This window comes from Streptomyces sp. NPDC059695 (assembly GCF_042733785.1).
In the GTDB taxonomy this organism is placed as follows: domain Bacteria; phylum Actinomycetota; class Actinomycetes; order Streptomycetales; family Streptomycetaceae; genus Streptomyces.
In genome coordinates this window covers 12,018-36,560 of the sequence record NZ_JBHWFF010000001.1, presented here as the reverse complement: position 1 = coordinate 36,560, position 24,543 = coordinate 12,018, and the positions used below count along the sequence as shown (strand labels likewise).

Below are 24,543 nucleotides of genomic sequence, written 5' to 3'. Positions count from 1 at the left end.
ACGCCGCTACGGGAAGGGATGGGGCGCGGGGTGGAGTCCGGAGGCGCCCAGGGCCGCGCGCATCCGGGGCATGTGCCGGGCCCGCTGCCGGGACCAGCCGAAGTCGATGGGCAGGAGTCCGGGCACCAGCACCTTCACGGTGTGCAGGCCGAGCGCGCGCTGCTCCGGCAGGGTCTGGTCGACCACCACCACGTCGAAGCCGGCCGCGGTCACCGCGCCCACGGCCCGCAGCAGGTCCTCGCGCAGGTCCGTGCCGACGACCGCGCCGTCGGCGTCCGGCCACGCGAGATCGGCGACCGCGAGGAGAGCCGGGCCGTCCTGCCGCAGCAGGAAGTCGGCGTGCCGGCCCATCTCCGGGACGCCGTAGACCAGTGGATGGTCGTGGAGCGTGGTGACCCGGTCGAAGTCGGCGGCCATCGCCCGCAGCCGCGCCTCGTCGCGCCGGGTCCGGCCGACGAGGTTGACGGAGTCGGTGGCGATCTCGCAGAGCGCCGAGTCCAGGGCCGACTCCGGATCGAGCCCCGCGCCCGCGCCGAAGCACATCCGGCCCAGGCCCCCGTCGAACCGCTCGGCGCACGCGGTCACCACCGGGACCGGGAGGTCGGCCCGGGTGTCGAAGAAGCGCGCCCGGTAGCCGTACATGGCCAGCCGGTCGACCATGTGCCGGGTGCTCGCCCGGGCGCTGGTCGACGGGTCGATCTCGCGCAGCGGCACCTGCCCGTACCAGGCGCGCAGGAAGGCGTCCCGCTCGATGACCTCCATCAGGCCGAAGTAGACGGCCTCCTCCGTACTGCCGCCGGACGCACAGCCGTTGGAGCTCTCCTGCACGAACCGGTTCTCCAGACCGGGGGCGTGGTAGTACGCCAGGATCTCCGGCACCGCGCGCGGTGCCGCGTCGCGCAGAGACCAGCCCCACACCCAGGGGATCTCACGGTCCGGGGCGAAGGGCCGCACCCGGGGGTTGTCCTGATGGAACGCGTCCGTGTAGAGCCCCGTCCCGCGCGGGTCCACGGCGACCGCGCCGAGGTCGTCGAGCGACGCCCGCAGACGTGCCGTCCGGGTCCGGGCGCGCATGCCCGCGTAGCGCTCGAGGCCTTCGAGGATCCCGATGCGCTGGCTGCGCGCGTACGTGTCGGCGTGACCGCCCCAGAACGTCTCGCGCAGGTACTCCCCGGAGCGGGACGAGAAGCAGCCTACGGTGGCCGAGGTGGTGGTCGAGACGACGTCGCAGACGACGGACGGGCCGATCGCGCCCCAGTGGGGGTTGGCGAACGCGTCCAGGGGCAGCCGGTAGTCCTCGATCCGGCGGACGCGGAACACGCCGGGCCGGTACTTGGGCGCCGGACGCAGCGTCAGCGTGGCGGCCTCGGCGGAGTCCTCCTCGGGCGTCCCGCAGGAGGGGCACTCCGGGTCGGGTACGAGCGGATGGCTCCGTACGGTCATGGCATCGAGGTCGACCAGATGGACACGGGGGTACGGACCGGGCTCCGGTTCCCGTTCCGCGAGCCCCGCGACGAGCGCGGCGACGGCGGTGGCGGCGAACGGGACGGCGTACGGCCAGGCGCCCGCGGAGCGGGTCTCCGACCCGAGTTCGAGGCCCTCCCGCAGGGGAACGGAGCGGACTCCCTGCCACCGGCGCCGGAGGCACGTCGCACAGCCGGCGCGGTCGGCGCTCCCGGTGGCCCCGGACGCCGCGGGCCAGGGGCCGACGAGGACCTGACGCCCGTAGAGGTGCACGGGCACCGGGAGACCGGCCGCGGCGGCGCCGTCACGCGGACCCGGCCCGTCGGCGGGGTCCGCGTACGCGTCCCGCACACCGAGCGCGGCGACCGCCACGGCCGGCGCGGCCCCGAGCTCGTCGAGCGCCGCGCGCAGCGCGACGGCGAAACGGGACGAGCACCCGGTGCGCGCGGGCGCGGCGGAGGGACGCGCGGCATCCGCGGCGACGGAGCGCGGCCGGGCCACGGCCTCGGCTCTCATCGGGGGTCCCGGGTCAGCAGGACACGGACGGTGTGGATGCCCGCGGTCGGCAGGTCGCCCGCGTGCGTCGGGACGACGAACGCGTCCCGGCCCGAGGCGGCGAGGCGTTCCAGGACGTGGGGCCACTCCACGGGGGCGCCCGGCGACCGCGCCGGGCCGCTGCCGGTGACCGGCACGAGAGAAGCGGCCAGGTCGCGCAGCAGCGGGTCGCCCCCGTCGGTGGCGTGCTCCTCCCCGGCGAGCTGCACCTCTCCCAGGAGGTCCCGGACCGCGTCGACGGTGGCCGAGGTCAGATCGAGCGCGGCGCCGACGGCCCAGCGGCCGGGGGCCGTGTCGCCGGGCGCCGTCCGTGCCAGCACGACCGACGCGCCGGAGCGCGCCCGTTCGCCGAGGTCGAGCAGCTCGACGGTGAGGCCGAGGAGCGCGGCCGACCGGAGCAGGAACGTCGTCTCCGGGTCCGCGCCGAAGACCTCGGGGGCGATCCGGGTGGTGTCACCCGAGCCCGCGACGGCCCGGCGCAGGGCGTCGTGGGCGAGCGCCGACAACAGCCCCGCGGCCGCCGCCTCCGGGAGGTCCGACCCCGCTCCGGCTCCGGCCCGGGTCGGCTCGAAGCGGCGGTCGGCGTTGTCGGGGCCGAAGGGACGCACGGCGCCGGTCGGCACCCGGACGACCTCCTTGGTGAGGAGCGAGGTGGCCGGGGTCCAGCGCGTCGCACCGCCGGAGCCGCCCGTGCCCGACGCGACGGTGAGGGCGTCGGCGGCCACCGGCGGCAGCGCGTCCAGCGGCTCCGTGAAGTCGGCGGCGGGGACCACGTGTTCGGCGTAGACCAGCGCCGCCGCGTTCAGCGCCCGCAGCCGGGCACCGGCGGTGTGGTGCACGTCGAAGGCCGTGATGGTACGCGTGCCCCGCGGACCCGGACCGAGGACGACCGAGCCCACCTTGAGAGGGGTCTGCGTCAGCGGCTCGTCGGCGTACGACCTGAAGACCCCCGTGAACGGGCGGACGAGCGCCGAGCGCCGCTCCAGTTCGGCGAGCGGTCCCTGGGCGGCGTCGTCGTCGGGCGCGGTGGCGACCGTCGGCAGGAACGCCGGACGCGCCGGTGCCGACGTCACGTCGACAGGCTCGGGCAGAACCGCCGCGGACGAGCAGAACGGGCAGCGCGGGTGGGCCAGCAGCGGCTCCGACGCGACGTCGAGGCTGGCCATCGACTGCACGAGCACCTTGTCCCGGGTCTCGGCCGGCAGAGCTCCGGTGACCAGCCGGAACACCTCGTACCCGAGCAGGTTCCCGAGCATCGCGGCGAGAGGCCCGGACGGCCGCGGCCCGGGCGTCCCCGTGCCGAGGGCGAGACCGCTCCACAGCTCGGCGGCGTCCGAGGCGGCGCCGTCACCGGCCGCGCCGAGCCGGAGCGCGGCGCAGCACCAGCAGCACGAGGAGTCCGTGGTCGTCACCGGACCGACGACGGCCGAGCCGCCGAACGTCCAGGCGGGCAGCAGCGTGCGACCCCGGGGTACGCCCTCCCGCAGCAACGGCAGCACGAGGCCCGGCACGTCGGCCCCGGCGGCGGCCACCACCACGTCGTACCCCTCGAACGCCGACCAGGCCTCCCGGCCCCCGCCCGAGTCCCGCCCCGGCAACAGGGGCAGTTCGACCGGGCACCCCTCCCCGGCGAGGGCGGCCGCCTCCGCGCGGACGGCCGCGAACTCCTCCGGCGTCACGCCGGCGGTGCCCTCGGCGAGGGCACGGTCGACGCCGACCGTGCCGCAGCCGTTCCGGACGAGGGACAGCACGCACCAGCGGGCCACCGGACCGTCGCCGACGACCGCGACCCGGGTCTCCCGGAAGCGGGCGAAGCGGCTCGCGGCGGCGTCGGCGTAGTGATCGACGTACGCGATCTGCTGCGCGAAGCGGGCCGCCGCCTCGGGAGAGGGCACCGGCTCGGCGGGCGCGTCGTCCGGCGCCGGTACGGGGCGGGCGAAGCCGCGCCCGTAGAGCGCCTGCACCAGCTCGCCCACCATGGCCTTCTGCGTGTCGCCGAACCCCGCGCAGATCTCCTCGACCGCGCGGCTGCCGTCCAGGTACGGCATGAGGAGCGTGGCGAAGCGGTAGCCGGACTTCGCCGTGAGCTGGAAACCGCCGTCGGCGTTGTGGAAGATCACGCCGCTGGGGGTCTGCGTGAACAGGACATCGCGACGGACTCGGGGCCGGGTCGCGGCGATCTCCGCGTACGACGTAAGGGTCATGCGTGCGTCACACCTCTCGTTGCGGGGCGGCGAGACGGAGCCCGGGGTGGCGGGCCGACTGCTCTGCTCGGGATGTCGCGGGGGACGGACTGCGGGGAGTGCGGGGCGTATCGGGTGGGTTCAGCTGCGTGGGGTCTGCGTGGTCTGGGGGGTCTGAGGGGTCTGCTGGGTCTGCTGGGTCTGCGGGGCTGTCCGGCGTCCGGGGGTCTTCTGCGCCCGGGGGTACGGGCAGCAGCCGCGCCGTCACCTCATGGCGGCCGGCCTGGTCCCGTCCGGCTGCGGGAACTCCCCGTGCCGGGGCGGCCGCAGCAGGGCGGGGACATGGCCGGCGGAGGATCCCGCCGCACGGCGGGCGTGCGCCCGCAGCAGCTCGTGCGTCCGGAAGACTCCGGGCTGCCCCTCCTCCAGGAGGCCGGCGTCGAGGAGGCGTTCGATCACCTGCTCCGCCGCGTCCTCCGGAAGACCGAGGAGCCGGGCCGCCCCGGCGGTGGTGAGCGGGTCGTGGGGCGACGAGGCAAGCCGCAGATGGGCTCCGGCGAGTGGGGGAGGAAGCCGTCGCAGGGCCTCGTCGAGCCGCTGCGACACCGACATGCGGGGGTCGTCGGCGAGGCCGAGCCGTCCGACGGGGTCGTGCCGCAGCCAGTCGGCGTAGTCGGCGAGGCGCAGCCGGGGACGCGTCAGCAGCCGGGCGGCGGCGATGCGGAGGGCGAGCGGATGGTGGCCGCAGGCGGTCGCGAGGGGGATCGCCGCGCCGGGTTCGGCGGCCATCCGGTCCCGGCCGAGGACGGCGGCGAGCAGTGCCTGCGCGTGCTCCGGGTCGAGGGCTCCGAGCCGGTGCACGGTGCCGCCGTGGGTGGCGACGAGCCCGGCGAGTCCCATCCGGCTGGTGACGATCGCCGCGCCGCAGGCGTACGCGGTCAGCAGCGGGCGGACCTGGTCGGGGTGGACGACGTCGTCCAGGACGAGGAGGACACGGCCCCGGCCCGCTCCGGGCCCGGCGGACAGCGCCTGGCGGAGCTCGTGGGCGGCCTCCTCGGCCGGCCGGGGACTGCCGTCGGGCCGGGTCAGCGCCAGCAGGAGGCAGCCGTCCGGGAAGTGACCGCCCACCAGGTGGGCGACGTGCAGCGCGAGGGCGGTCTTGCCGATGCCGGGTGCTCCGGAGAGGACGGCCAGGGGAGCCCGCTCGGAGCCCTGTCCGGGACTCTCGGCCGTGAGCAGCCGCACCAGGGAGTCGACTTCGTGCGCGCGTCCGGTGAAACCGGGGACGGTGGGAAGGGGCGGGAGCGGGGCGCCGCGGTCGCCGGCGGCGGTGGAGTCCGGAGTCCGTTGCCGGGCAGGGGACGTACCGGACCCGCGGGGGGTGTCAGGGGCCTGGGCCCGCGCCGCCGGGGTGATCCGTCCCGCGCGGTCGGAGCCGACGGTGGACGGGGACGGGGACGGAGCGACCGCGGCCGGCGCCGTCGTCGGTGCGCCCGGTCTTCGCGCCGTCCCGACGCGGCCGGGGTCCTCACCCCGCAGGATCGCCAGCTCCAGACGCTGGAGTTCGGCCCGAGGATCGACGCCGAGCCGTTCGCGCAGGTGACCCTTGATCCTCCGGTACTCCGCGAGGGCCTCGGTCTGCCGGCCGGTCCGGTAGAGGGCCACGATGAGCTGCTCGGCGAACCGTTCGTGCGCCGGGTATACGCGCGTAACCTCCCAAAGATCAACGAGTGCTTCCCGACATCGGTCGTGCTCCAGCTCGATGTCGCAGACCCGTTCCAGCACCCTGAGCCGTTCCTCCGCGAGGCGGGGCACCTCGTCCCGGTGCAGCAGGTCGGAGGGGACGTTGGAGAGCAGGCCCCCCTGCCAGAGGGCGAGTGCGCTGCGCAGCGTGTACAGCTCGGAGCCGGCTCCGGACGACGTGGCCCGCTCGACGAGCCGGCGGAAGTGGAGCAGGTCGAGCGTCTCGGCGTCGGCGTCGATGCGGTAGCCGCCGGCCACCGCGACGACGGCCTGGTCCTCGATGCCGTACTTGGCGAACAGCCGCCGCAGGCGCAGGACGCAGCTCTGGAGGGCGGTCTTGGCGGTCGCGGGGTGTTCCTCGCCCCAGACGACGTCGCGCAGGCGCTCGCCGGAGACGACCGAACCCGGGCGGACGAGCAGGGCGGCGAGCAGCGCCGTCGGTTTGGAGGGCGGGAGCATCACGAGGTCCCGTCCGTCGGTGACGCTCAAGGGCCCGAGTAATTGGAATCGCACCGTGGTGTTCGCCTTCCTCGTCCGCTGGTGCCAGGTGGGTCCCTAGGGGCGGCCGTCGTACGGCCGTGAGCGGGAGGTCGGGGGCCGGGCGGGTGCAGCGGGCATGGCGAACCACCGGGGAAGGCAGAGGGGGCACGGGGGAAGTGCGGGTGCGCTGGGCTGCTGAGGCCGCCGGGGCGGCCCTGGGGGAGCGGGAGCGTGGGTGACCTCGGTCGGCGTCGAGGCCGGTGGGGTGCAGGAGGAAGGTACAGCGGAGGTGGCCGGGAGGGGATGGGGCATGAGCGCTTCCGGACATCCACCGGGGCGTGGTTGACGGTGCGGTGCGTTCGTGCAGTGGTGCGGGGGAGTGGGGCCAGGGAAGCATGGTGATGAGGTCATGACACTCTCCGCCCGCTATCCGGACGACCGTCGGGAACGAGCCGCCGCCCTCGGGAGATCGCCGACGAGGTACGCCGGAGGCAAAGAATGGCCGCTTTCCTACCGTCCGGCATCGGCCTCCGTGGCTGTGAACGGCGGTGGCCCCGGGGGTCCCCGGGGCGGGGGCCTCGGCGCCCCCGCCGGGCCCCGCACCCCGCGGCCCGTGACCAGCGTGAACGACGCGTCTCCACGGAGCGTCCGGTGGGCGAACGGGGGAGGGGCCGGGCCCCGGCCACCGCCGGGCCCCCGGAAGGTCACCGATCGCGCGGCACCTCAGGTGACTTCAGGCCACCCTGGCCGTGAGTGTTCGCCGGGTCCGTGAGCGATGCCTTGCGGGCGTGCAGCACGTGGGCCTCCAGGGGCAGGGGAGTGCGGTCGACGAGCTCGAGGCCGGCGTCGGACAGCAGCCGGGCGTAGTGCTCGGCGCTCCGCTCGCGGCCACCGACGTTGCACATCATGTGGAGGTCCCAGGCCGTGGCCAGTGAGGGCGAGCCGTCCGTGGGCAGGAGCCGCTCGACGACCAGCAGGTCGGCGTGGGCGGGCATCGCGCGGGCGCAGTGACGCAGGATCTCCCGGCACCGGTCGTCGTCCCAGTCGTGCAGGACGCGGGAGAGGAGGTAGACGTCCCCGCCGTCCGGCACATCCGCGAAGTCGCCGCTGCGGTAGTCGCAGCGGGCACCGCACTCCAGCGAGCCGAGCGAACGGCGGGCGGCCTCGACCGCGTGGGGGCGTTCGAGGAGCGTGCCGCGCAGGGACGGATGCGCGGTGAGGACGCGCCCGAGCAGTTCCCCGTTGCCGCCGGCCACGTCGACGACGGTCCGGGGCGTGGGGGCCTGGGCCGCCGCGGCGATCACCGGGTGGGCGGGCAGCGGCTGGAACATCCGGGAACTCGCGGCCATGGAGCGGTCGAAGAGGTCGGCCAGTTCGGGGTCCCGGGCGAAGTGGGCGAAGTGGTCCTCGCCGAAGAGGTGGTCGAAGCCGGGCCGTCCCGTTCGCACGGAGTGGTCCAGGGCGGCGAAGGAACGGTAGAAGGGACCTCCGTACATCAGGGCCAGGGGGCGCATCGAGTCCGGGAGGTCCGCGCGGAGCAGGCGGCCGAGCGGAGTGAGGCGGAACGTGCCCTCTCCGGAGGTGACACCGGCGGCTTCGGTGTCCTCGGCCACGGCGCCGAGCATGGTGAGGTAGCGCAGGAGGGTGCCGAGGCCGTCGGGGTGGGTGCCGGTGCGCCGGGCGAGTTCCCGGAGGCCGGTGGGTCCGTCGGAGTCCATGGCCTCGGGCAGACGAAGGCGGGCGAACGCGGCGAGTGCCTGGGTGGTCCAGGCCCCGGTGAGCAGCTGGAGGAGCGTTTCGGCGGGGCGCGACGTACCCGGGGACTCCCCCAGATGGGCGGCGAGGAGCTCGCGGTGGTCGCCGGGCGCGTACAGCTCGAGCCGGCGGTAGCCGCACGTCGAGTCCGGGGTGGCGAAGTAGAGGACCGTTCCGTTCTCGTGCGGGTTGTACCCGCCGCCGTCCGGGCGCGCGCCGTACCTGCCGAGCACGGCGCACAGGCCGTGCAGCACGAGCGGCTCGGGGTCCTCCAGTTCGAAGGCCAGGTGGGTCTCGTGGCCGAGGGCGCGTTCGTGCGCCGCGACCGGCTCGAGGCCGGATCCCGCGGGTGCGGCGAGGGCGAACACCTCCACCGCGCGCGGTTCGCCCGCCGGACCGTGGACGCGGGGACGCAGGATCCGGACGTCGAGGTCGGCCACGTCGCGGCGGTGGCGCCGGGCCAGCCGCTCCCGTACGACGACGCTGGGGCGGGACGGGGTGTCGGCGGCGAGCCCGCTCGCGGTGAGCAGGTCCCGCAGGTGCCGTGGGTCCCGGGGGAAGACCAGGATGCCGACGTGGGCGAACCGGCAGTGCGCGGCCACGGAATCGAGCTCGGGACCGTGCAGGCCAGGCAGGAGGAGGGGCAGCGGCGTCGCGCTGCCGTGATGCAGTACGAAGGCCGCCGCCGCGCGCAGACGGGCGGCGTCGTCGTGCAGCATCGTTTCACCGGACCGCGGAGCCGTGGCGGGGACGTGGGATTCCGCGGGGAGCGTCGTTGTCATGACGAGGGAGTCCTCAGGTGGGTGCTGGGGTGGAGGGGGAAAGAGACATGGCGGGGCCGGGGGAACGGCCCGGTAGGTGGGCGGCACGGAGACCGTGACGGGCTGGTGACGAGAGCCGGGATCCGGAACGGGACCCGGCGCGCGGGACCGGCTCAGACGCCGACGTAGTTCTCGGCGAACCAGTCCTGGTGCGCGCGGGAGGTGCGAAGGGAATCGAGGCGGGCCCGTCGCACCGAGGCCTGGAAGAACGATCCTTCTGAACGCTCCTGGCCCGGCAGAGCGTGGAGCAGTCCGGTCATCCACTGGGTGAACTCCTGGGCCCGCCAGATGGCCGCCAGGGACTGCGCCGAGTAGCGGTCCAGAGCTCCGGCGTCCCCTCGGTGGAGGGCCTCGGCCAGGGCTCCGGCCAGGAGTTCCGCCTCCAGCACGGCGAGGTTCGCCCCCTTCGCGGCGGCCGGGGCGGTCAGGCTCGCCGCGTCGCCGGCGAGCAGGAGCGAGCCGTGCCGCAGGGGCTCGACGACGTCGCACGCCAGGTCGACGACGCCGCGCTCGGTGATCGGCCCCCTGCGGAGCGGGCCGTACTCCCCGGCGCGCATCCTCAGGTCGAGTTCGTCCCAGATCCGCTCCTCGGACCAGGCGTCGGCGGGGGTGCCGCGGCGGCACTCCAGGTAGTAGCGGGTGACCTGCGGGCCCCGGGCCATGTGGCCGGCGAAGCCGCGGTCGTGGACGGCGTAGCCGACGGCGTCGAGACTGGGCGGGGCCTGGGCGAGCAGGCCGAGCCAGCTCACGCCGTGGTCGTGACGGTGGAGGACGGCGCCCGGCGGCAGCGAGCGGCGGGCGGCGCCGTGGCGCCCGTCGCAGCCGGCGACGTAACGCGCGTCCCACCGGACGGGGCGCCCGTCGGGCTCCCGCGCGGTGACGTGGGGGCGGGTGCCGTCGGCGTCGCGCACGGAGCGTGCCTCAGTGCCGAAGCGGATCCGCCCGCCGGCCTCGACGTAGTGCTCCAGCAGGTCCGACACCAGGTTCTGCTGGGGGTAGACGGTGTGCCGCTCACCACGGCCGAGGGCGCCGTAGTCGAGGCGGAATCCGCCGTCCGTGGTGCGGAACTCGCACGTGCCGTGGGAGCGTCCGTCCCGGTGCAGCCCGTCCGCCAGGCCGTGGCGGTCGAGGATCCGCACGGTGTTCGGCGCGAGGAATCCCGCCCTGGCCCGGGTCCGGATGTGGGAGCGCGTGGCCCGTTCGAGGACGACGCAGTCGATTCCCGCGGCCACCAGGAGGTTGCCGAGCACGAGACCGGCGGGGCCGGCCCCGAGGACGACCACGTCCGCCGAGGCGCGCGACGCCAGGCCATTCTGATCTTCTGTCATAGCCTGGGAATGATAAGCACGGAGAATCCCGCGGATGATCATGAGTAATTCGAATGCCGCAATAGGAAGAAGATCGGAACAGCAATTCTTCATTCCGTGCGGGTGAGGGGAAATCGGCCGCTCCCGCCCGGATCGCCGACGCGGCGAAGACGGACGTACGGGGGAGCGGACGGGGAAACGGCACCTCGCGTTCTCCGCCTCGGGAACCATTTCCCCGGGCGATCTCCTCCTGTGGTCGGACACGATGCCGCCCGGCGGAGGGATGTGCCCAACTGCCGCTTGCACAAGGGTGCATGGGACGGATCATCCACCTCCCGCAAGGATCTGACTCACTGTGCGCAGCAGACGAACTGCACCCCTCGTGGCCCTCGGCGCGGCCGCGGCCCTCGTCCCCGCTCTCACGCCCGCCGTCGCGTTCGCGGACGCCCCGGCACTCCGGTCGGCGGTGTCCGCCGACCCCCTGAAGCAGTACACCCGGCAGATACCGCGCTGGAAGCGCTGCGAGGCCGGGGCTCCGGCGAACTTCCAGTGCGCGACGCTCACGGTCCCGCTCGACTACAGCCGGCCCGGGGGCAAGAAGCTCCAGGTCGCCGTCTCCCGGATCAAGGCGACGCATCCTCAGAAGCGCCGCGGAGTCCTGCTGCTCAACCCCGGTGGCCCCGGCGGCCCGGGGCTGGACATGCCCCTGTGGATGGGCCCGGATCTGCCGACGGCGGTGAAGGAGCGCTACGACCTGATCGGCTTCGACCCCCGGGGCGTCGGCCAGAGCTCGCCCGTGAGCTGTGGTCTGAACGACGACGAGCGCAACTGGCAGCGCCCGTACAAGGCCGCGACGTTCGCCAAGGACGTCCGCTGGGCGCGGACCGTGGCCGACAAGTGCCGCGCGAAGGCCGGTGACGTCCTGCCGCACCTCACCACCCGCAACACCGCGCGGGACATGGACGTGATCCGTGCCGTGCTCGGCGAGCGGAAGATCTCGTACCTGGGGTACTCGTACGGCACGTACCTGGGCGCCGTCTACACGCAGATGTTCCCGAAGCGCTCCGACCGCTTCGTGCTGGACAGCGCGGTCGACCCCCAGCGGATCTGGCGCGGCATGATCCAGGTGTGGGCCGAGGGCGCCGAGCCGGCGTTCAAGCGCTGGACCAGGTGGACCGCGGAGCGCCACGCCACGTACGGGCTCGGCGACACGCCCGCGAAGGTCGGCCGGACCTTCTGGGGCCTGGTCGCCCAGGCGGACCGCAATCCGATCGACTTCCAGGGCACGCTCCTGACCGGCGACGACATCCGGGCCGGCCGGGCCTTGTTCTTCGACGTGAAGGGCGCCGCCGAGGCGGTCGCCGAGCTGAAGAAGGCCGCCGAAGGGGCTCCGTCCGCGGCGTCGTCGCAGCGGAGCACCTCGCCGGTTCCCGTACCGCCGTCGTTCGCCCGCGCCGTCCCCTCCGACAACATGGACGCTGCTTTCTGGTCCGTGGCCTGCGCCGACACCCGCGCGTGGCCGCGCGACCCGGAGCAGTACCGCCGCGACGCGATCCGCGACAAGGCCCGGTACCCGCTGTACGGGGACTTCACGTCGAACATCATGCCGTGCGCGTTCTGGAAGAACGGCTCCGAGCCCGCCACCCAGGTGGACAACCGCGTCGGTGCGCTCGTCCTCCAGAACGAGTGGGACTCCCAGACGCCGCTCGTCAGCGGACAGGGGCTGCACCGGAGCCTGAAGGGCTCCCGGATGGTCACCGTCCTCGACGGCCAGGGGCACGGCGTCTACGGCTCGAAGTCCTGCGCCGACAAGACCGCCACCGCCTATCTGACGACGGGCCGGCTGCCGGCCGCGGACCTGACCTGCCGGGCCACCCCCGCCCAGGCGCAGAACAGCCTGGACCTCCCGCTGCCGACGCCCCTCCCCGGGCGGCAGGACCGCTTCTGACCGAAGCGGTCAGGAGCGCGTGACACGGGGCCCCCGCAGTGCTGCGGGGGCCCCGTGGTCGTCGCCTCTCAGCCCCGCCGGGCCCGGCGGAAGACGGTCAGGGCGTAGCAGCCGAGCAGGACGACGGTGAAGGTGAGGCCGACGCCCGCGGCCTGGCGCATGTCCGGGACCTCGATCGCGGTGGCGGCGACGGCCAGCACGCCCGCCCCCGCCACGAGGGCGAGCCTGCTCCCCCCGGGGACGCTGAACCCCGTGAACTCCTCGGGGTGCGCGTCGCGGTGGCGCCGGAAGGCGATGTACGAGGCGAGGATCAGCAGCCACACGAGCAGCACGGCGAAGAGCGCGATCGACATCAGGATCCCGAAGATGCCGCCGACGTCGTAGAAGGCCAGCAGCGCGGCGGCCGCGATGCCCAGGGTGGAGGCGGCCAGGGCGTTGGCCGGGACTCCGCGCGAGGTGAGACGGGCCACGGGCGCCGGGGCCAGTCCGTCGTCGCCGAGGGAGTGCAGGAGCCGGGAGGCGCCGTACAGGTGGGCGTTCGCGGCGGAGACGGCCGCGACGAGCACGACCAGGTTGGTGAGGGTCGCGGCGGCGGGCACGCCGACGTCGGAGAAGACCCGCACGAACGGGCTGGCCTCGACGCTGCCGTCGCCGGCGGCCAGGCTCCGCCACGGGATCAGGGCCACGACCAGGGTGATCGCCAGGACGTAGAAGACGCTGAGCCGCCAGGCGAGCTGACGCATCGCGGTGCGGATGGAGCGCTGCGGGTCGGTGGCCTCGGCCGACGCGATGGCGACGACCTCGAAGCCGGCGTAGGCGAACATCACCACGGACATGGCGATCCAGACGGACTTGGCGCCGTGCGGCACGAACCCGCCGTCGTCGGTGAGGTGCGCGAGGCCGGTGGCCTCGTGGTCCGGCAGGCCGAAGAACACGAGGAAGGCGGCGCAGAGGATGAACGCGCCGAGGGCGGTCACCTTGATGGCGGACAGCCAGAACTCGGTGGTGCCGAAGGACTTCACGTTGATGATGTTGACGGCGAGCACCAGCGCCGCGACCGCGAGGATGGCCGCCGACATCGGCACACCGGGCCACCACCAGCGGATGTAGAGCGCGGAGGCGACGACCTCCGTACCGATGACCACGACGGCGCTGAACCAGTACGTCCAGCGGGTGACGAAGCCGGCCCAGGGGCCGAGGTACCGGTGCGCGACGGCACCGAACGACCCCTGCACCGGATGCGCGGCGGACATCTCGCCGAGCAGGACCGCGATGACGGCGACCAGGACGGCCCCGATCGCGTACGAGATGATCACCGCGGGTCCCGCGGCGGATATCGCCGACCCGGAGCCGAGGAACAGGCCCGTCCCGAGCGCGGAGCCCAGGCCGATCATCGTCGTCTGACGAGGGGTGAGGGAGCGGACGAGGCCCGTGTCCTTCCCGGGAGAGCCGGGAGCGCCGGGAGCGCCGGGAGGGGGAGGCGAGGCGGGGTCCTGCGAGGAGGCGGGAGCCTGGGCGGGTCTTTCCGGAGCGGCCATGACGGTGTCCTTCCGTACGGGGCGGCGGGGGGTGCCGAGGGGGCGGGAGCGGGCGGGCGGGCCCGCCGCGGATCAGAACTCGCTGGTACGGAACGGCTTCTCGGGCCGGTCCAGGTCGGGCTTGCCCAGCACCTTCTGCGAGGACAGGGCGTAGATGCCGTGGTTGGTCAGCACCCAGGCGATGTTGCGGTCCCACTCCACGTACACGCCGTGCGTCTGGTTGCCGTACGCGTAGTCCGGGGTCCCGGTGCCGTACGCCTTCGGCACGAAGTAGGCGTCGATCTCCGGCGCGGCCGGGTCGGACACGTCGAAGAACTGGACGCCCGCGTTGTAGAAGCCGTAGCCGAGCACCCCGGGGGTGTGCCGGCCCGGGTTGGTGTAGGAGCCGGTCCGCTTGGGGCCGAAGCTGCCGCGACGCTGGCAGAAGTCGGTGAAGCCGGCCGACGGCGGCGGGGTCGGGCGGGGCAGGACGCCGACGACGCGGGGGTTCTTCGGGTCCTTGGCGTCGATCTGGTAGACGTCCTTGTACGGCTCGTAACAGTCCTCGGTGAGGGGGTAGCCGGAGTAGTAGACGATCCCGGTCCGCTCGTACTGCGAGACGTCGATGTTGTCGCCCTCGGTGCCCGAGACGGACGGCGGCAGGTCCAGGTGGCTCACGGTCCTCATGTCCGCCGGGTTCGAGATGTCGAGGACGGTCAGGCCGTAGCCGCCCATGGCCGCGAACGCGTAACGCCCGCCCCGCTCCACGGGCCTGGGGATGAACAGCGGCATGCGCGCGCCCATCCAGCTGGTGCGGTTCCCGCAGCGCGGGTTCTTCCGGTACGCCGCGTCCTCACCGGTCCGCTGGCCAGGCAGGTGCCAGGTGTCGAGGAGCTTCGGGTGGGCCGGGTCGGCCATGTCCCAGGACTGGTAGCCCGCCGAGTGCAGGTTGGTCGGGTACTCCGTGCGGGAGTACGTGTCGTCGGGCGCCGTCGCGATGAACATGTACCGCTCGCCGGTCCAGTACGGCGTGTCGAGCGAACCGGATCCCTGCTGCGCCGCGTCGGGGTCGCTCCCGAGGGGGTCCTTCTGGGTGGCGTCGGTGGAGACGGTCGCCAGCAGCTTCCAGTCCTTCTTGCGGGGGCCGTCCAGGCGGAAGACCTTGAAGCCCTTGAGCCCGGGCTTCTCCCGCAGCTTCCTGACGCCCTCCGGGTTGTTGTACTTGTCGTGCGCGGGGTCGTCCGTGAGCTCCTGGATCTGCCGCTTGTCCTCGAAGCTCTGCACCATCACGTAGGCGCGGAGCTTGTCGTTCCACTGGATGGTGGAGGCGCCCCAGTAGTCGTTGGCCGCCCAGTCGCCGTTGGACCGCGTCTCGTCGCCGTCCACGTCCCCCCGGCTCATCCGCTCGACGACCTTCACCTTCTTCACGTCGGTGATGTCGTAGACGCGGCCCTCGGACCGGTCGTACTGGAACATGTAACGGCGGCCGCCGAAGTCGACGATGTTCTGCCAGGTGTGGAAGTAGTCGGGGGTGAAGTCCGCGCCCTCGTAGGAGGCTTCGACCTTCATGTTCTTGATGTACGAACGGGTGTCGTACGTCGCGTTGCGGCCGGGGAAGGAGTGCTCGTGCTCCTCGTCGACCGGGGTGAGGGCCGGGTGGCGGAACGTCTCGTCCAGCTGCATGCCGTACGCGCCGGGGTCCGCCGGCTCCGGGCGCCGGTCGGCGCAGACCTCGGGGATGTTCGGATCGCGGGTGGCGGCGGTGGCGCCGGAGCTGCCCGGCACGAGAAGGGTCGCGGCGGTGGCGGCGGCCACGGCCGCGGCCAGGGTCGCTCGGGTGTGGAGGGATCGCATGGGCTGTCCTCGGGTTCTCTGCGGCGGAGAGTGGACGTGCGAAGGGGGCGCCGGCCGTGCGCGGGCACGGCACGGCTCGCCGGTGCGGAGAGGACCGACCGGCGTGGACCCGGTGGCGCGGTGGTCACGCGGATGCGGTGACCTCGGGGATCGCGCGGGCCGGGTGGTCGTGAGGACCGGTCAGGTGACCGTCGGACGCTGCTGGAACGCGGCGTCCCGGTGGGCGCCCGTGGACACGATGTCCCGCAGCGCGGACACGGCGCCCAGCACGTCCGCGTGCGTGACGTAGAGGGCGTTGAAGCCGAACCGCAGCAGGTCCGGGGCGCGCATGTCGCCGATGATCCCGCGCGCGGTGAGCGCCGCGACGAGCGGGTACGCCTCCGGGTGCCGCAGGGCGACCTGGCTGCCCCGCCGCCCGGGCTCGCGCGGGGTGGCCGGGGTGAACCCCATCCCGTCGAGGAGGGAGTCGGCGCACTCCTGGAAGAACCCGGTCAGCGAGAGGCTCTTGGCCCGTACGGACTCCATGTCCACGCCGTCGTACGCCGTCAGCGCGGCCTCCAGGGCGACGAGCGAGAGGAGGGCGGGCGTTCCGATGCGGGCCCGGGTGATGCCCGCGGCGGGGGCGTACGTGCCGGACATCGCGAACGGCTCCGCGTGCCCGTGCCAGCCGGTGACCGGGTGGTCGAAGGCCCGCTGGTGGCGGTCGGCGACGTAGGCGAACGCCGGTGCGCCGGGACCGCCGGAGAGGTACTTGTAGCCGCAGCCGACCGCGAAGTCCGCCGCCACGGCGTCGAGTGCGATCGGCAGGGCGCCCGCCGCATGGCACAGGTCCCAGTGCGCGAGGGCCCCCGCGGCGTGCGCGGCGGCGGTGAGCGCGGCCATGTCGTACAGCTCGCCGGTGCGGTAGTCCACCGGGGCGTAGGCGGCGACCGCGACGTCCGTCCCCTCGGCGGCGAGCACGGCGGCGGCCTCGCGTGCGGGCACCCGGCGGACCTCCAGGCCGAGGAGCCGCCCCACCGAGTCGGCGATGTACTGGTCGGTGGGGAAGTGGTCGGGATCGGTCAGCAGCAGGCGGCGGCCCGGGCGCAGCCGGGCGGCGGCGAGCAGGGTGTTGAACAGCTGGACGCTGGTGGAGTCGCCGGCCACCACCTGCCCGGGGGCCGCGCCGATCAGCCGGCCGATGGCGTCGCCGGTCCGTACCGGGGCCTCCCACCAGCCGTTGGCGTTCCAGGAGCGGATCAGGTCGGTGCCCCACTGCCGGTGCACGGCGTCCTCGACGGCCGGCGGGACGGCGGCGGGAAGGGCGCCGAGGGAGTTGCCGTCGAGGTAGACGACCCCCTCGGGGAGGAGGAAGCGGTCGCGGACGTGCGCGAGCGGGTCGGCGGCGTCGAGCGCGGCGGCGCGTTCGGCGTGCGCCGCGGTGAGCGGCACGGCGGGTGTTCCGGTGAGGTTCTCGGACGATGTTCCGGTCGGCACGAAGTCACTCCATCGGTGCGGGAGAAGCGGCGGGACAGGCAGCGGGCGAGGGGGAGGCGGAGGCGGTGGGCACGGCGGCGTCACGGTCTCGGACGAGGTCCAGCGCGATGTCCGCGAGCAGGTCCTCCTGCCCGCCGACGAGCCGCCGCCGTCCGGCCGCGACGAGCAGGTCCCGGGTGTCGACACCGTGCCGCAGGGCGGTCGTCTCCGCGTGCCGCAGGAAGCTGGAGTACACCCCGGCGTATCCCAGCGTCAGCGTCTCCCGGTCCACCCGCACGGGCCGGTCCTGCGTTGGCCGTACGAGCTCCTCCGCCGCGTCCATCAGCGGGAACAGGTCGCAGCCGTGCTCCCAGCCCATCAGGTCGAAGACGGCCACCGTCGGTTCCAGGGGCGCGTTCCCCGCTCCGGCGCCCTGGCCGGCGAGCGAGGCGTCCACGCGGTACGCGCCCGCCTCCACCGCCGTCACGCTGTTGGCCACGCCCAGACCGAGGTTGTGGTGGGCGTGGATGCCGATCTCCGTCGCGGGGTCGAGGACGTCACGGTACGCGCGGACCCGGTCCCGTACGCCGTCCATGGTCAGCCGGCCGCCGGAGTCCGTGACGTAGACGCAGTGCGCGCCGTACGACTCCATGAGGCGGGCCTGGGCGGCCAGTTCGGCCGGGGGCGCCATGTGCGACATCATGAGGAAGCCCGCCACGTCCATCCCCAGCTCCCGGGCCAGGCCGATGTGCTGGGCGGAGATGTCCGCCTCCGTGCAGTGCGTGGCGACGCGCACGGACGTGACCCCGAGGGCGTGGGCGCGGCGCAGATCCGCGGCCGTCCCGACACCGGGGAGCAGCAGGGTGGTGAGCCTGGCCCGGTCGAGCACCTCGGCCGCGGCCTCCAGCCATTCCCAGTCCGTGTGCGCCCCGGGCCCGTAGGTGACGGAGGAGCCGGACAGGCCGTCGCCGTGGGCGACCTCGACGGCGTCGACGCCGGCGGCCTCCAGGGCGGCCGCGACAGCCCGCACCTGGTCGAGGGTGTAGCGGTGCGACACGGCGTGCATGCCGTCCCGCAGGGTGACGTCCTGGACGTAGACCGAGGTCATCGGACCGGACTCCGTTCGGCCAGGCGCTCGGCGGTGCGCAGCGCGGCGGAGGTCATGATGTCGAGGTTTCCGGCGTAGGCCGGGAGGTAGTGGGCGGCCCCCTCCACCTCCAGGTAGACGGAGACGAGCAGCCGCCCGCCGCCGGCCAGGCGCGCCAGCGGATCGCCGTCCGGCAGCGTCCGGAACTGCGGTTCCTGCTTGAGCCGGTAGCCGGGCACGTACGCGGCGACGGACGCGGCCATCGCGTGCACCGAGGCGGCCACCCGATCCGTGTCGCAGTCGTCGACGACGCAGTGCACCGTGTCCCGCATCAGCAGGGCCGGCTCCGCCGGGTTGAGGACGATGATCGCCTTGCCCCGGGCCGCGCCGCCCACCCGCTCCAGGGCGCGGGCGGTGGTCTCGGTGAACTCGTCGATGTTCGCCCGGGTGCCCGGGCCCGCCGACCGCGAGGCGATCGAGGCGACGATCTCCGCATAGTGCACGGGTGCCACCGCCGACACGGCGGCGACGATCGGGACGGTGGCCTGGCCGCCGCAGGTGACCATGTTCAGGTCGGGGGCGTCGAGGTGCTCGTCGAGATTGACGGGCGGCACGACGTAGGGGCCGAGGGCCGCCGGGGTGAGGTCGATGATCCGCTTGCCGTACGGGGCGAGCGCGGCGGCGTTCCGGTGGTGGGCGGCTGCCGACGTGGCGTCGAAGACGATGCCGATGTCGTCGAAGTCGTCGAGCGCCAGCAGCCCTGCCACACCGTCCGCGCTGGTGCGCACCCCGAGCCGGCGGGCCCGTGCGAGCCCCTCCGACTCCGGGTCGATGCCGATCAGCGCGGCCGCGGTGACGCTCCCCGCGCCCCGGACGATCTTGATGAGGAGATCGGTGCCGATGTTGCCCGATCCGATCACGGCGGCCCTCATCGGACGGCCTCCTTCAGCAGCGGGGCGAGACCGAAGAAGCGGACGGCGTTGCCGCCGAGGACGGCCTCCGCCTCCTCCGGGGTGAGCGCGCTCTCCCGCACCAGCCGGCCGATCTCCTCCTCGCCGAGCGGGAACGGATGGTCGGAGCCGAGCAGCACCCGCTCCGCGCCCATCACGTCCACGAGCAGGCGCAGCGCGCCGGGGTCGAAGACGGCCGAGTCGACCGAGAAGCGCCGGGTGTAGTGCGACGGCGGGTGCGGGCTGTCGGCGCGGACCAGGTCACGGCGGTGCCAGGCGTTGTCGGCGCGGCCCAGGAGGTACGGGAAGCTGCCGCCGCCGTGGGCGAACAGCAGCCGCAGCGAGGCCGGGAGCCGCTCGAAGGCGCCGGACAGGATCAGCGACAGGATCGTCAGATGGGTCTCGGCGGCCATGCCCGCCAGCCAGGCCAGCATGTACCGGGAGAAGCGCGGACCGGCCGGCAGGTCCCACGGGTGGACCAGGACGGCCGCGTCCTCGTCGGCGCAGTGCGTGAGGAACTCCAGGAGCGCCCCGTGGTCGAGGTCGCGGTCGCCGAGGTGGTTGCCGATGTGGACGCCGTGGAACCCCTCGCGCATCGCCTCGCTGAGCAGGGCGCAGGCCGCCTCGGTGTCCTGGAGAGGCACCTGGCACAGCGGGGCCAGCCGGTGCGGGGCGTGCGCGCCGTACGCGAGGAGACGGGAGTTGACCGTACGGCACCAGTCTGCGGCGCGCCCGGACTCCAGCCCGTAGCCGAACAGCAGCGGGGTGCTGGACAGCACCTGGATGTCCACGCCGAGCCGGTCCAGGTCGGCGACGCGCTCCGCCGGGTCCCACAGGGTGCGCCGCACCGGCCGGTACTCGGCCGATCCGGACATCATCATCCCGGCGTCCGGACCGTCCGTGGTCCGCAGCCAGGGGCCGTCGTCGGATCCGGTGAGCCGCCGCGACTCGGCACGGCCGATCTCCGGGAAGACGTGGGCGTGGATGTCGACGACGGTCATGCGCCGCCCGCCTCGTCGCGACGGGTGCGCGGACGCAGCTTCTCGGGCCAGTCCTTGCCCGGGTGCACCGCACCGCAGTTCCCGCAGGTGCGGGCCGCCTCGTCGCCGTAGAAGGACTCGAACACCGGCGGGAGGTCGTCGACGATCGAGGTCAGCTGCACCTCGCTGCGGTGCACCAGGTGGTGGCACTCGGTGCAGTACCACTCGAAGGCGTCGCGCTGCCCCCGCGGCCTGGCGAACTCGACGACCAGGCCGACGCTGTCCTCCTCCGGCCGCTGCGGGGAGTGCCGCACGTGCGGCGGGAGGAGGAAGACGTCCCCCTCACGGATGTGGATGTCGCGCGGCGGGCTCCCCTCCTCGTCCATGACGCGGAGCACCATGTCGCCCTTGAGCTGGTAGAAGAACTCCTCGATCGGGTCGTCGTGGAAGTCGGTGCGGCGGTTCGGGCCGCCCACGACCGTCACCATCAGGTCGGCGTCCTGCCAGATCTGGACGTTCCCGACCGGCGGCCTGAGCAGGTGGCGGTGCTCCTCGATCCAGGACTGGAGGTTGAACGGTCTCATGGTCACGGGCGCGGTTCCTCGCTTCGGGAGGGGGACTCGGGGGAGTGCTGCGGGATGTGGGCGACGCCGCTGATCTCGATCAGCAGGTGCGGGTGGGGGAGCTGGTGGACGGCGACGGTGGTGCGGGCCGGCCCGCTCTCGTCGAAGTACGCGCCGTAGACCTCGTTGTAGCCGCCGAAGTCGTTCATGCCGACCAGGTACGTGGTGACGGAGACCAGGTCCTCCAGCCCGCCGCCCGCAGCGGCCAGCACACGCGCCATGTTGTCGAGCACGGCACGGGTCTGGGCACGGATGTCGAGGTCCGTCACGCCCATCGCGTCGGCGCTCGCGCCGGCGAAGGTGCCGTCGGGGCGGCGGGAGCTCGTACCGGAGACGAAGACCAGGTCGCCCGCGCGCCGGAAGTGCGGGAAGCGGCCGCGGGGCGGGGCCGCGCCGGGCACGATCACGCGTCCTCCCCGGTGGTGAACCGGACGCTGCCGAGGCCGGCGACCGTGGCCCGGACATGCGTCCCGGGCGGCAGCGGCACGGCGGCTGTCGCCGCACCGGCCAGGATCACCGTGCCCGGTTCCAGCTCACCGGCCAGCCGGGCCGCGGCCGCGAGGGCCCGCAGCGGGTGCCCGAGGATCGCCGCGGTCGAACCGGCCTCGGCCAGGCGCCCGTCGAGCTCCAGCAGGACACCGCGGTCGCCGAGCTCGCCCGGGGCGCTCCAGGGCCCCACGGCGTATCCCGCGGCGGAGGTGTTGTCGGCGATCACCTCGGGGAGCGAGAACCGGAAGCCGTCGTAGCGGGAGTCGATGACCTCCAGCGCCGGGGCCACGGCGGCGACCGCCGCCATGGGGTCGGCTCCGGGGCGCAGGGTGTCGCCGAGCAGGAACGCCACCTCGGGCTCGACCCGCGGGTGGATGAGGCCCGAGACGTCGAACCGTCCCCCGTCGGGAATCTCCATCCGGTCCGTCAGCCGCCCGTGGATCAGGTCGGACACGCCCATCTGCCGCATCTTGGCCACGCTGGTGAAGCCGAGCTTGAACCCGGTCAGCCGCTCGCCGCGGGCCAGCCGCCGGGCGACCAGGGCCTCCTGGACGGCGTACGCCTCCCCGGTGTCCTTCAGGCCGCTGCCGCCGCCGGGCAGCGGACGGCCCTCGCGCGCCGCCGAGTCGAGCGCCCCGGCCAGTTCCGTGATGTTCATCGGGTGTCTCCCTCCGCTCCGGTGCGGCCGAAGGCCGCGCGCACCGAACCGAGGCCGTCGATACGGGCTTCGAGCACGTCACCGGGTTCGACCGTGACCATGGGGCCGAGCGCGCCGGTGAGCACGGTGTCCCCGGCACGCAGCGGGCGGCCGAGCCGGGCGAGCGTGTCGGCCAGCCACACGGCGGCGTGCAGCGGATTGCCCAGACAGGCGGCGCCGGCACCGGTGGACACGGGCTCACCGCGCCGCTCCAGGACCATGCCGACGGTCCGCAGGTCGAGCTCCCGCAGCGGTACGGGGCGGGTGCCCAGGACGTACGCGCCGCTGGAGGCGTTGTCGGCGATCGTGTCCACGGCCGAGATGTCCCAGTCACGGATCCGGCTTCCCACCACCTCCACGGCGGGCAGTGCGAAGGCGGTCGCCCGGATCACGTCGGCCACGGTGTGCCGCTCGTGCGTGAGGTCGTGCTCCAGGACCAGGGCGACCTCCGCCTCGGCCCGCGCCTGGAGCACCGTGCCCCAGGGGATCTCCGCGCCGTCGGGCACGGCCGTGTCGTCCGTCAGACGGCCGAAGTCCGGTCGGTCGACCCCGAGCTGGGCCTGCACGGCCGCCGACGTCAGACCGATCTTCCAGCCCGTGACCCGGCGCCCCTGAGCGGTCCGGCGCTCGCCGAGGAGACTCTGGACGGCGTACGCGGCCTCCAGGTCCCCCGGGGGCAGCAGATCGCGGACGGGCTCACAGGGAACGCCCGTCAGGTGCGCCGTGTCCAGGCGCTCGGCGGCCCTCGCCACCGCTTCGTCCACCGTGCTCACAGCTTCACGCACACATTCATCGGCTCGGAGAAGAAGTCCAGGGAGTGATCGCCGCCCTCACGGCCGATGCCGGAGGCCTTCACACCTCCGAAGGGGGTGCGGAGGTCGCGCAGGTTCCACGTGTTGACCCAGGCGATCCCCACGTCGAGGGCGGGCGCCACACGGTGCGCCCGGCCGACGTCACCCGTCCACACGGTGGCGGCGAGCCCGTACGGCCCGGCGTTCGCGTACGCCAGCGCCTCCTCCTCGGTGTCGAACGGCGCCAGGTGGACGACGGGCCCGAAGATCTCCTCCCGCACCACCGGGTGGTCCTCCGGAAGCCCCGAGAGCACGGTCGGCTCCACCCAGAAGCCGCCGTCCCGGTCGTCGGAGAACCGCGGCGCGCCCCCTCCCGCGAGCACCTCGCCGTCGGCCCCGGCCTTGCCGAGATAGCCCAGGACCTTGTCACGGTGCGCGGCCGAGACCATCGGGCCGTAGCCGGTCAGCGCCCGCGCGCCGGCGGCCAGCGCCTCGGCGAACGCCTCGAACACCGGCCGCTCCACGTACACCCGCTCGGTGCACAGGCACACCTGCCCGCTGTGGGTGAAGGACGAGCGGAGCGTGCCCGCCACGGCCTGCTCCAGATCGGCGTCGGCGAAGACGAGTCCGGCGTTCTTGCCGCCCAGCTCGAACGAGACGGGGGCCAGCCGCGCGGCGGCGGCCCGCATGATCGTCGATCCGGTGCGGGACTCCCCGGTGAACGCGACGGCGTCCACCCCGGGGTGCTCGGTGAGCCACTGGCCCGCGGCGTCCGCACCGCCGCCGTGGACGACGTTGAAGACGCCGGCCGGCACGTCGGCCTCCGCCATCACCTCCGCCAGCAGGCACGCCGTGCCCGGGGTCAGCTCGGAGGGCTTGGCGACCACGGTGTTCCCCGTGGCGAGAGCGGGCGCCACCTTCCAGGTGAGCAGCAGCAGCGGCAGGTTCCACGGCGAGATCACCGCGACCACGCCCAGCGGCTTGCGCACCGTGTAGTTCAGCGCGCCACGGCCGTCCGGAGTGGGCGTGTGCCAGGACCGCTCGCCGCGACCGGCCAGAAGGTCCGCGTACGACCGGAAGTTGGCGATCGCCCGGGGGATGTCGACCGTCGCGGCGAGCTCACGGGGCTTGCCCGTGTCCGCGCACTCGGCGTCCACGAACTCCTCGAATCGTCCCTCGATGCCGTCCGCGACCCGGTGCAGCAGCCGCGAACGGTCCGCCGCACTCCAGGCCGCCCACGGGCCGCGCAGCGCCTCCCGCGCCGCGCCCACCGCGCGGTCGACCAACTCCCGGGACGCCGAAGGCACTTCGCCGACGACGACCCCGCGGGCCGGATCGAAGAGCGGGAACGGGACGCCCGACGCGTCGAACCCGCCCCCCACGTAATGCCGCACAGGTGAGCGCACCTTGCAGACCTCCGTCGCCAGGCCGGGGCTTCGGAACGGGCCCCGGCGTGTGCCGGTATCATGCGCCCACCGAGCCATACCGAACCAATGCCAAAAAGCGCTGGACCCATACCGAATCGGGTATGGAGACATCCAGTGCTCCGCACACGGACACGGAAGGACCCCCGGGCGATGGATCTCCTGGACGGCCGGCTGAAGTTCCGGCACCTCACCCTCCTGGTCGCGATCGTGGACCACGGCAGCGTCGGGCGGGCGGCCGAGACGCTCCACCTCACCCAGCCCGCGGCCACCCGCACCCTCCGCGAACTGGAGGGCATCGCCGACCTCCCGCTCTTCGTGGGGGGGGGGCCGGGCCGGGGGGGGCCCCGCCGAGGGGGGGGGCGCGCCCGCCCACCCCCCCCCGCCGGAGGGCCCGTTGGGCGCCCCGGCGGCCCCCCA

General features: G+C 74.0%; 18 protein-coding genes. 2 read left to right on the top strand and 16 right to left on the bottom strand.

Going from position 1 to position 24,543, the window contains the following annotated elements; translation table 11 throughout:
- Positions 1 to 6: 6 nt before the first annotated feature.
- The 5 genes from ACFV2S_RS00150 to ACFV2S_RS00130 form a co-directional block, all read right to left on the bottom strand.
- Entirely contained in the window at positions 7 to 1,980 is a 1,974-nt protein-coding gene (locus tag ACFV2S_RS00150; protein ID WP_385552488.1) for a TOMM precursor leader peptide-binding protein, read from the bottom strand.
- Positions 1,977 to 4,223 carry a TOMM precursor leader peptide-binding protein gene (locus ACFV2S_RS00145; protein WP_385552485.1) on the bottom strand — a complete coding sequence of 749 codons (2,247 nt, stop codon included), beginning with the start codon at positions 4,221 to 4,223 and terminating at the stop codon, positions 1,977 to 1,979. The genes ACFV2S_RS00150 and ACFV2S_RS00145 overlap by 4 nt, the downstream gene beginning before the upstream one ends.
- A gap of 243 nt (positions 4,224 to 4,466) precedes the next feature.
- Positions 4,467 to 6,458 (bottom strand): BTAD domain-containing putative transcriptional regulator, encoded by a 1,992-nt coding sequence (locus ACFV2S_RS00140; RefSeq protein ID WP_385552481.1) that lies wholly within the window; start codon positions 6,456 to 6,458, stop codon positions 4,467 to 4,469.
- A 671-nt stretch (positions 6,459 to 7,129) separates the two neighbouring features.
- On the bottom strand, positions 7,130 to 8,899 hold the full coding sequence (locus ACFV2S_RS00135) for a methyltransferase (RefSeq protein ID WP_385552478.1): 1,770 nt from the start codon (positions 8,897 to 8,899) through the stop codon (positions 7,130 to 7,132).
- Positions 8,900 to 9,114: 215 nt separating this feature from the next.
- Complete coding sequence (locus ACFV2S_RS00130; protein WP_385552475.1) at positions 9,115 to 10,329, bottom strand: 4-hydroxybenzoate 3-monooxygenase; 1,215 nt, start codon at positions 10,327 to 10,329, stop codon at positions 9,115 to 9,117.
- 334 nt (positions 10,330 to 10,663) lie between these two features.
- On the opposite strand from ACFV2S_RS00130, the gene ACFV2S_RS00125 reads away from it, so the two are divergent.
- Positions 10,664 to 12,256 (top strand): alpha/beta hydrolase, encoded by a 1,593-nt coding sequence (locus tag ACFV2S_RS00125; protein ID WP_385552472.1) that lies wholly within the window; start codon positions 10,664 to 10,666, stop codon positions 12,254 to 12,256.
- Positions 12,257 to 12,324: 68 nt separating this feature from the next.
- On the opposite strand, the gene ACFV2S_RS00120 is transcribed toward ACFV2S_RS00125, so the two are convergent.
- From ACFV2S_RS00120 to ACFV2S_RS00070, 11 genes are all read right to left on the bottom strand, one after another.
- Positions 12,325 to 13,794 (bottom strand): amino acid permease, encoded by a 1,470-nt coding sequence (locus ACFV2S_RS00120; protein ID WP_385552469.1) that lies wholly within the window; start codon positions 13,792 to 13,794, stop codon positions 12,325 to 12,327.
- Between the two features lie 72 nt (positions 13,795 to 13,866).
- On the bottom strand, positions 13,867 to 15,627 hold the full coding sequence (locus ACFV2S_RS00115; protein WP_385552466.1) for a hypothetical protein: 1,761 nt from the start codon (positions 15,625 to 15,627) through the stop codon (positions 13,867 to 13,869).
- Between the two features lie 180 nt (positions 15,628 to 15,807).
- Complete coding sequence (gene kynU, locus ACFV2S_RS00110) at positions 15,808 to 17,058, bottom strand: kynureninase (RefSeq protein WP_385553538.1); 1,251 nt, start codon at positions 17,056 to 17,058, stop codon at positions 15,808 to 15,810.
- Between the two features lie 49 nt (positions 17,059 to 17,107).
- On the bottom strand, positions 17,108 to 18,190 hold the full coding sequence (dmpG, locus tag ACFV2S_RS00105) for a 4-hydroxy-2-oxovalerate aldolase (RefSeq protein WP_385552463.1): 1,083 nt from the start codon (positions 18,188 to 18,190) through the stop codon (positions 17,108 to 17,110).
- Positions 18,187 to 19,101 carry an acetaldehyde dehydrogenase (acetylating) gene (locus tag ACFV2S_RS00100; protein WP_385552461.1) on the bottom strand — a complete coding sequence of 305 codons (915 nt, stop codon included), beginning with the start codon at positions 19,099 to 19,101 and terminating at the stop codon, positions 18,187 to 18,189. The genes dmpG and ACFV2S_RS00100 overlap by 4 nt, the downstream gene beginning before the upstream one ends.
- Positions 19,098 to 20,120, bottom strand: coding sequence for an amidohydrolase family protein (locus ACFV2S_RS00095; protein WP_385552458.1), 1,023 nt, complete (start codon positions 20,118 to 20,120; stop codon positions 19,098 to 19,100). Before ACFV2S_RS00095 ends, ACFV2S_RS00100 begins: the two co-directional genes overlap by 4 nt.
- Positions 20,117 to 20,689, bottom strand: a complete 573-nt coding sequence (locus tag ACFV2S_RS00090) for a 3-hydroxyanthranilate 3,4-dioxygenase (protein WP_385552455.1) — start codon at positions 20,687 to 20,689, stop codon at positions 20,117 to 20,119. The genes ACFV2S_RS00095 and ACFV2S_RS00090 overlap by 4 nt, the downstream gene beginning before the upstream one ends.
- Entirely contained in the window at positions 20,686 to 21,129 is a 444-nt protein-coding gene (locus tag ACFV2S_RS00085) for a RidA family protein (protein WP_385552452.1), read from the bottom strand. Before ACFV2S_RS00085 ends, ACFV2S_RS00090 begins: the two co-directional genes overlap by 4 nt.
- Positions 21,126 to 21,869 carry a 2-keto-4-pentenoate hydratase gene (locus ACFV2S_RS00080; protein WP_385552449.1) on the bottom strand — a complete coding sequence of 248 codons (744 nt, stop codon included), beginning with the start codon at positions 21,867 to 21,869 and terminating at the stop codon, positions 21,126 to 21,128. Before ACFV2S_RS00080 ends, ACFV2S_RS00085 begins: the two co-directional genes overlap by 4 nt.
- Positions 21,866 to 22,681 (bottom strand): 2-keto-4-pentenoate hydratase, encoded by an 816-nt coding sequence (locus ACFV2S_RS00075; protein WP_383792866.1) that lies wholly within the window; start codon positions 22,679 to 22,681, stop codon positions 21,866 to 21,868. Before ACFV2S_RS00075 ends, ACFV2S_RS00080 begins: the two co-directional genes overlap by 4 nt.
- Positions 22,678 to 24,093 (bottom strand): 2-hydroxymuconic semialdehyde dehydrogenase, encoded by a 1,416-nt coding sequence (locus ACFV2S_RS00070; RefSeq protein ID WP_385552446.1) that lies wholly within the window; start codon positions 24,091 to 24,093, stop codon positions 22,678 to 22,680. The genes ACFV2S_RS00075 and ACFV2S_RS00070 overlap by 4 nt, the downstream gene beginning before the upstream one ends.
- Before the next feature lie 183 nt (positions 24,094 to 24,276).
- On the opposite strand from ACFV2S_RS00070, the gene ACFV2S_RS00065 reads away from it, so the two are divergent.
- Positions 24,277 to 24,543 (top strand): LysR family transcriptional regulator (locus tag ACFV2S_RS00065; RefSeq protein ID WP_385552443.1); only part of this gene is annotated, 267 nt, incomplete at its 3' end.